Source organism: Pseudomonas sp. PDM18 (assembly GCF_014852585.1).
GTDB lineage: Bacteria > Pseudomonadota > Gammaproteobacteria > Pseudomonadales > Pseudomonadaceae > Pseudomonas.
Genome location: NZ_JACVBX010000030.1, coordinates 1 through 8172 on the forward strand (window position 1 = coordinate 1; position 8172 = coordinate 8172).

At 66.3% G+C, this 8172-nt stretch carries 2 protein-coding genes; both read right to left on the reverse strand.

The window, feature by feature from the left end; all coding sequences use genetic code 11:
• A partial coding sequence (locus IB274_RS29355) for a TolC family protein (protein WP_192436280.1) occupies nt 1-496 on the reverse strand: 496 nt, incomplete at its 3' end.
• A 53-nt stretch (nt 497-549) separates the two neighbouring features.
• Nucleotides 550-8169, reverse strand: a complete 7620-nt coding sequence (locus IB274_RS29360) for a DUF4347 domain-containing protein (protein WP_318652930.1) — start codon at nt 8167-8169, stop codon at nt 550-552.
• Between the last annotated feature and the right edge of the window lie 3 nt (nt 8170-8172).

Here is an 8172-nt window from a genome sequence, read left to right on the forward strand (position 1 = left end):
GTTCGTCGAGGATCAGGCGCTGGTCGGCCTGCTGCTTGGCGCTGACGTAGCTGACGCCGAAGTCGAGCACGTTCCACACCATGGTCAGGTCGGCGACGTCGCGGTCGCGGTCCTGGGAGGTGGACGGCTCCAGGGATTGCTGGTTGGTCAGCACGCTCTTGCTGGACGACGCACTGACGTTGTTGCGCCCGGCATAGCCGGCTTCCAGCGCCATGCGCGGCAGCATGTCGAAGGTCGCGAGGTCGACCTGGCGGCTGGCCAGGGCCTGCTCCATGACCTTCAGGCGGCCTTCGAGGTTGTACTTGATGGCACGGGCCAGCGCGTCGTTGAGCGTCAACTCGCCGCTGAGCGGCTCCTGGGCACGGAACATGCCGGCCAGGTCATCGCGCGCACGCTGTTCGCTGTCGGCACGGCTGATCGGCTCGCTGGTCACGGCACAGCCGCTGATGGCGAGTGCCAGCAGGCTGACGCTGAAGAATCGAAAATGCTTGTTCATTGTTATCGAGCCGCCCCCTGTACGGCTTCTGAAGTTTTCGAGCCCTGTCACCTTCAACCGGCCGGCCGTTCCTGGCCCAGCTCGCCGAAAGCCCGCGCCAGGTCGGTGACCTGGCGCTGCTCGCGCTGATTCATTTCCTGCAATTGCTGGCCGAGGCCGGCAGAACCGAATACGCCCCGCAGCCCCTGAGCGATATCTCCCTGGCGCTGACCGAACGCCGACAACGCCTGCTCGTCTCCCTCGCGGGCGGCACTGAAGATCGCGCCGATGGTGCTGCTGCCAAAGACACCGCCATCACCGCCGCCAAAGCCGAGGAAGCCATGACCGCTGCCGTCACCGAAGGCGCTGTTGCCGTTGTTCGAGAAGATCAGCGCAAGCTGCGTCTGGCTCGGTCCTTCGCGGAACACGCTACCCAGCGCCGATTGCGCCGCGCCACGGTTGCTGCTGTCGAGCAGCGGGACCTGGCCGAGGGTCGGCGGGCCGGCGTTGACCAGCGGCGACGGTACCTGCGGCGCATTGCTCGGCAAGCCGCTGTTCGCCACCACCGGGCGCACGCCCTGTTCGGTGCGGTATTGCGGGTCGCCATCGCTGACGCCTCCCTGCACCAGCAGGCCGCGAGTCGACGGCAGGCCTGCCAGCGACAGTTGCGCGGCGTTGCCCAACGCATCGGCAAGGCTGGCACCATTGGCCAGGATGCTGTCGCCCAGCTGGATGCCATTGCTGTCGGCCTGACCGGCGCCCACGGTGTAGGCGAACATCAGGTGTTGGGTACCCGAGCCGGACACGTAGTCCGCATATACGGTGCCGCCCTGATCCAGGGCGATGGCGATGCGCGGGACGCCGCCGCTGGTGTCCACCATCACGGCCTCGCTGAAATCGACAACGAAGTTCAGAGTCTGCCCCGGCGTGTAGCGACCATCGGCGGGCAGCGTCACGCCGCTGACCTGCGGGCTGCTGTGATCGACGAGGTAGCCCTCGCCGACAAGGCCTGTCTGCACGCTGTTGCCGGCGCCATCGCGCACACCGGCACTGGCGTTCATTGCCAGGGTCAGGTTGCCGTCGCCAGCCACTTCGCCGACGCTGACGCGCCAGGTTTGGGCGCCGGTCTGCACCACTGACAGGACATTGCCGCGCGCACTGCCCGTAGCCTGCAGGGAGAAGTCGGCGACGCTCAGGCCGGAGACGCTCTCGGAGAAGTTCACGTCGAACGCCAGCGCCTGGGCATTGCTCGGCGAGGCATCGACACGGGTGATCGAGGTCACGGTGGGCGCCAGGGTATCGACCAGTACCCGGCTGCTATCCGCCACGCCATGCAGCGCCAGTTGCAGATCGTTGCCGGCGGCATCGCGCAGGCTGCCGCCATTGGCCTGCAGCGAGAGCACGGAAATACCGTCGCCGTCGTTGTCGCCGGCCTGCACGCTGTACTGGAACACCAGGGCGCTGCCGCCGGAACCGGAAACATAGTTCGCGTAAACGGTCTGTCCGCCGATATCCAGTGCCAGGCGCGGCGTACCGCCGGTGGTATCCACCTGCACTGCCTCGTTGGCGTTGACGGTGAAGCTCAGCACGTCACCCGCCTTGTAGTCGCCGTTGGTCGGTACGCTGGTCGATGCCACCTGCGGGGCGCTGTGATCGACGGTATAGACCTCGCCCTGCAGGCTGCCGGACAACAGGTTGCCGGCGCTGTCGTTGATGGTCGCGCCATTCCTGACATCCAGTCTCAGCGTGCCGTCGCCGCTGACAGCGGAGACCTGCACACGGTAAGTCCGGGCATCGATCTGCACGATCGAGCTGATGGCACCGACGGCGCTGCCGGTAGAGTTCAGGGTGAAGTCGCTGGTATCCACGCCGCTGACCGCCTCGCTGAAGGTGACGGTGTAGTTCAGCGTGCTGCCATTGTTCGGGGTGACGTCGACGCGGCCGATGCTGGTAGCGGCGGGCGCTACGGCATCGACCAGCACGCCGGCGGTGCTGCCGACGCTGTTGAGGCTGGTACTGGTAGCGTTGCCGGCGATGTCGGTAATGCTGCCACCGCCCAGTTGAAGGCTGCTCCCCAGGCTGACGCCGTTGCTGTCGAGCTGGCCGCTGGCGACCGTCAGGCGGAAGGTCAGCGCCGAGGTGCCGGAGCCGCTGAGGTACTGCGCCCGCACGGTGCCGCCGGTATCCAGGGCGACATCGAGGTAGGGCGTGCCGCCGGAGGTGTCGACGAGCATGGACTCGCTGAAGTTGACGACAAAATCGAGGTTCTGGCCCGTGATGTAAGTGCCATTGCCGGGCACGCTGACGCTGCTCACGCTGGGCGCCACGCCGTCGATCACGATGTCCTTGTTGGTGCCCAGGGAACCAGCACTGCCGGGCGCGGCAATCTGCAGGTCGGCAATGTCGCCGGAGGTGGAGTTCCTGATGGATGCACCATTGAGGGACAGTGCGACGTTGGAACTGACATCGAGGTCGGCACTGATATCGCCGGCCTGCACTACGTAGGAGAAGGTCAGGACGTTGCTGCCCGAGCCGGCCACGTAGGTAGCCTGGCGGTCGACAAGGCCGGTTTCCAACTGCAGGCTCGGCGTTCCGCCGGTGGTATCGACGGTGACGCTCCGATCGAAGCTCACCGTCAGTGTGATCGTATCGCCAGCTTTATAGGTCCCGTTGGCGACAGCCGCGCTGACGTCGGTGATCCGTGGAATCGGCCTGGCCACCTCGATGACGATGGTATCGGTGTCAGTCTGATTACCGCCGCTGCCCGAGTTGCCAAGATCATTGGTCGTGATCTGTAGCGATGCCGAGCCGTTGTAGCCCGGGGTAGGCGTGAACGTGAGGCCGGCCAGCGCATTGTTGATATCGGCGATGGTGCCCTCGAAGGTGACGGTACCGTCGCTGATGCCATTGCCCACGGTGAAGACCAGGCCGCTGAATCCGCCCAGAGTGATCAGTCCGTTGTTGGCGGTGAGGGTGACGCGCACGGTGCTGCCGCCAGCGTCCACATCGCTGATCGAGATCCCGTTGCTGTTACCGCTGCTGAACACCAGAGTGCCGTCCTGCAATACGCTCTGGATGCCCGGCACGCTGTTGACCGGCGCGTCGTTGACGGCATTGACGGTCAGGGTGACGGTGGCGTGGTCGGTCTGGTTACCGCCGCTGCCGCCATTGCCGTTGTCGTCGATCGATATGTCCAGCACCACGTTGCCGGTGGCGTTGGCCGCGGTGATGAAGCTGACGCCGCCGCTTGCAATGAAAGCATTGATGTCGGAGAGCGTGCCCGCCAGATGCAGAGTGCCGCTGCCCGAGCCCAGAACGCTGACGCCAGCACCGCTGAAAGCGCTCAGACTGCCGCTGCCGGGCGCGACGCTGAACTGCACGCTGACTGTGCCCGATCCTGCGTCGACATCGCTGAAGCTGATGCCGGTGAGTGCCTTCGCCGTGTCCTCGGTGACGCCAATCGATACAGGCGCACTGATTTGTGGTGCGTCATTGGCCGCAGTCACGCTCACCGTCTTGGTCACGGCATTACCGTCGGTGCTGCCATCATTGGTGTTGAAGGTGATGGTGCGGGTAGCGGTACTGGGATTGTCCGAGGTATTGACATAGACCACCGCACTAAGCGCCGCCTGCCATTGCGCCAGTGTGGCCGGAGCGCCGCTACTAAAGGTCAGCTTGCCGGTGCTGGAGTCATAGCTACCGGTGATGGAGCCGAACAGGGAGGAGTTGGTGTTGGTGAAGCTCAGTACGTCCTCGCCAGATCGGAAGTTGCCGGTGATGGCTACAGTCGCGTGGTCCAGTGTGGTGCTGTCCGCATCGATCACGGTGAAGTTGCTGTCGATCACCACCGGTGTGCTGGGGGCACCGCCGGCCTCGAAGAAGGCGGTGGTGCCGCCCGATGCTGTGTTCACCGGTGAGTCGTCGACGGCAGTCACAGTCACCGTTCGGGTTACCACGTTGCTATCACTGGTGCCATCGTTTAGTTGGAAGCTGACTGTGCGAGTCGCGTTGTTCGGCGTATCCGAGCTGTTGGTGTAGGTGACAGAGCGAAGCGCCGCCTGCCACTCGGCGACGGTGGCGCCGCTAGCCGAGGTCAGCGTCATCACGCCGGTGCTGCTGTCGTAGCTGGCGCTGATGTCCCCCATTGTGGCTGGGTTGTTGGTGAAGGCCAGCACGTCCTGGGCGAGCTGGAGGTTGCCGGTAATCGCCACCGTGGCGCGGGAAAGCTGCGGCGAATCGCTGTCGGTCACGGTGATGCCGCTGTCGATCGCCACCGGCGTGGAGGCTACATTGTTACCTTCAACGAAGGCGCTGCTGCCCCCACTGGCGGTGAGCGTCGGGGCGTCGTCGATGGCGGTGACGGTCAGGCTGGCGGTATTGCCGACGACGGAGAACGCACTGCTGCCGCCGGTGACGGAGGCGTCCACCTTGGTGCCCTGCTGGCCGGCGGTGGTGCCGGTCTGGTCCCAGGCGTGATAGGTCAGGGTGGCGACGGTGCCGTGGACGCCGTCCGGCACGAAGCGGACGCGGTCGGTGCTGCGCAGCAGCAGCGCCGCGTTGTCGGCGACCGGGCCGATATCCTGCCAGCTGGCGCCGCCATTGGTGCTGTATTGCCAGGTGCCGATGCCGGAAGTCAGACCGGTGACGGCGATGCCCTTGACCGCACCGGTGTCGACGTCAGTGATACCGCCAGTGGCGAAGCCGGAAACCGCCATGCCGGGGTTGTTGACGTCGGAATCAGTCAGGCCGGTGAGCGTGGGGCTGGCAGGCATCAGTACCGGCGCATCGTTGGCGCTGCTGACGGTGAGCGTGGCCTGTGCGGTGCCGGTGGAGAACGCGGAGCTGCCACCGTTGGTACTGGTGTCGGCAGTATTGCGTGTGCCGTTGGTGGATGCGGTGCCGGCGCTCTGGTCCCAGGCGCGGAAGGTGAGGCTGGCCGCGCTGCCGTTCTGGCCGTCGGGCACGAAGCGCAGTTGGGTAGTGCTAGAGAGCAGCAGAGCGGCGCTACTCGAGACGGTGCCGATGTCGGTCCAGGCGGAACCGTCGGTGGAGTATTGCCAGGTGCCACCGCCACTGCTGGCGACTATGGCGATACCGCTGGCCGGACCATCGACATCGGCATAGGTGGTGCTGGCCAGAAGGCCGGAGACGGTGACCGCATTCGAGACGGTGTCCTCATTGGTGCCAGCCCAGGTATAGGGGCCGCCGGACAGCGTAGGCGCGTCGTTCACCGCGATGATCGAGACGGTGGCGGCCGCGCTGAGCGCGGTAGTGTCGGTGCCTCCGTTGGCGGTGCCGCCATTGTCGCGGATGCCGGTAAGCGTGATCGTGCGCGCAGTGGTGGTCGGGGCGTCGCTGGTGTTGCTGTAGGTGAGGCCGTTAACCAGCGTGGCGGCGGCGCTGCCGGAGATTCCACCGGTCTTGGCGATGACCACGGTGGCGGTGCCGGCCGACACGCTGACGGTAACCGTCATACCGTTGGTGGTAGTGATGACCGAGTTGCCGTTGGTCAGGGAGACGTTGCTGCCGTCCACGCGCAGCACCTCGGCGCTGCCATCGGCGACGTTGCTGACAGTGAGCGTAAGGCGGTCGATGGTCTGGCCGGCTTCGATGGTGTCGAGGGTGGTGCCGCTGAACAAGCCAACCGCCGAGCCGTTCTCGGTAAAGGTGGGCGTGCCGCCGGTGGTGCTCAGGGTGGGTGCGTCGTTTACGGCGGTGATGCCGACGGTGACCACGGCGGCGGTGCTGGTGCCGCCGTCGCCATCGTTGACGCTGACGCTGACGGTGCGGCTGCCGGTGCCGATATCACCGCCATTGCTGTTGCTGTAGGTGAGGTTCTGCAGCAGCGCTGCCACCGCTATCGGCGTGGCGCTGCCGTTGAGCGTGATCACCAGGTTGTTGCTGCCGCTGCCGCCGGCGATGGTACCGATGGTGACGCCGCCATAGGTGACATTGCTGCCGCTGACGCCGATCTGGCCGGCGCCGGTGCCCTGGTTGCGCACACCGAGCAGATCTTCGGTGGTCACCCGGCCGGCGGTGATCGCCACGGTGATGCTGCCACCGCTGAAGTCGGCGGAATCGCTGTCGGTGACGCTGGCGTTGCCGCCCGCGTCGAGTAACACAGGCGCTGCGCCTTCGGTGTAGTTGACGCTGTCGCCATTGAGGTTGGCGATCACCGGCACGGCGTTAGAGCTCCAGGAGGAATCCGCCGTACCCGTGCCGCTGTTGCGCAGGTTTTCGTTGCCGGTGTTGGTGCCATAGCCGGCGATGCCGGCGGTGTTGCCATTCTGGTTGCCGCCACCGCCGCCGCCCCGGCCGTAGTTGTTCTGGCCGCTGACCAGGTTGACGGTGCTGCTTTCGTATTTGAGCGTGCCCTGGTTCAGGATGCCGCCGACGCCGTCGCCACCATTCGCTCCGTTGACGCCGCCGATCTGAGACGAGCCCGCACCGCCGCCGCCCGCGCCCAGGTTGCTGGTGATGGTGGTGGACGCCATGTAGACCGTGGCACCGGCGCCGATGAACATGGCCCCCGCCGCGTTGCCACCCTTGCCAACGGCATTCGCCAGCGATGCGGCCGCACCCGCGCCACCGCCACCGATGAAGCCGATGCCGGCGGAGCCCGCGCTGCCGCCGGCGCCGCCTGACGAAAAGCCCGGCGCCGTGCTGCCGCCGGCGCCACCCACGGTGGTACCGCCCCTACCGGTCTGGGCGATGGCGGAATACATGCCGCCGTTGCCGCCACTACCGCCGCCGCCACTTTGGCCGGCATATCCCAGCGAGTAGTTACCTCCGCGTGCGCCGCCGACGCCGTTGAAACCAGCGCCGCCGCCGCCGCCGTAACCGTAGCCGCTGCCACCGCCATTGCCGCCGCCGGCCGCTGCGACGTTGCCGGTGATCGACGAGTGCAGGAGAGTGAGTGTGCCGCCGGTGATGCTGACGCCGGCGCCGAGCGCATCCTTGCCATCAACGCTGTTGAAGTCGCCGCCGGCGCCGCTGACCAGGCCACGGGTGATCACCAGGCCATCCAGCTTGACCGTGCCGCCGGTAATGCTGAATACGCGGCTGCGGTAATTCGCATCCACCGTCACGTCGGCCACACCATCGTCGTTCAGATCGCCGTCGATGGTCAGGTTCTTGTTGATAACCAACTGGCCGGTGGTCAGACCGACGGTCATCCCGGGGGTGGAGAAGGTGATGGTGTCGCCCGCCGTGGCGCCAGCAATGGCGTTGCGCAGGGTGCCGGCGCCGCTGTCGGCATTGCTGGTGACGGTGATGGTCGCCAGGCTGTGCTGGTAGGCCGCTTCGGAAGTGGCCGACAGCACCGGCCGCGCCTCGATGGCGCCGGTTGTCACTTCCAGGTCCCAGTCCGAGCCATTACCGGTGCGGTCATCCGAAGCGGCGATGTCACGCCCGGTCAGGCTGGCCAGCTCATTGACGAAGGCCTGCCCGCGCTCGCCCTGGGCGGTGTTGCAGGCATAGATGAGGATGTCGCCGCCGGCATGCATGCTGGCGCCGAGCTGGCTGAGGGAGTTGCCGTAGTCGGCGATGTTCTCGGCGCTGACGTAGCTGCTGCCCAGCCACAGGTCGCCGGCGTTGCCGTGGGCGATGATCTGCACCGAAGCGGCGCCAGGGTGCGCGGCCAGGTACTGGGCCATCTGCTGCACGCCGTTGCCGCGGCTGTCGAGGAACACCACGTC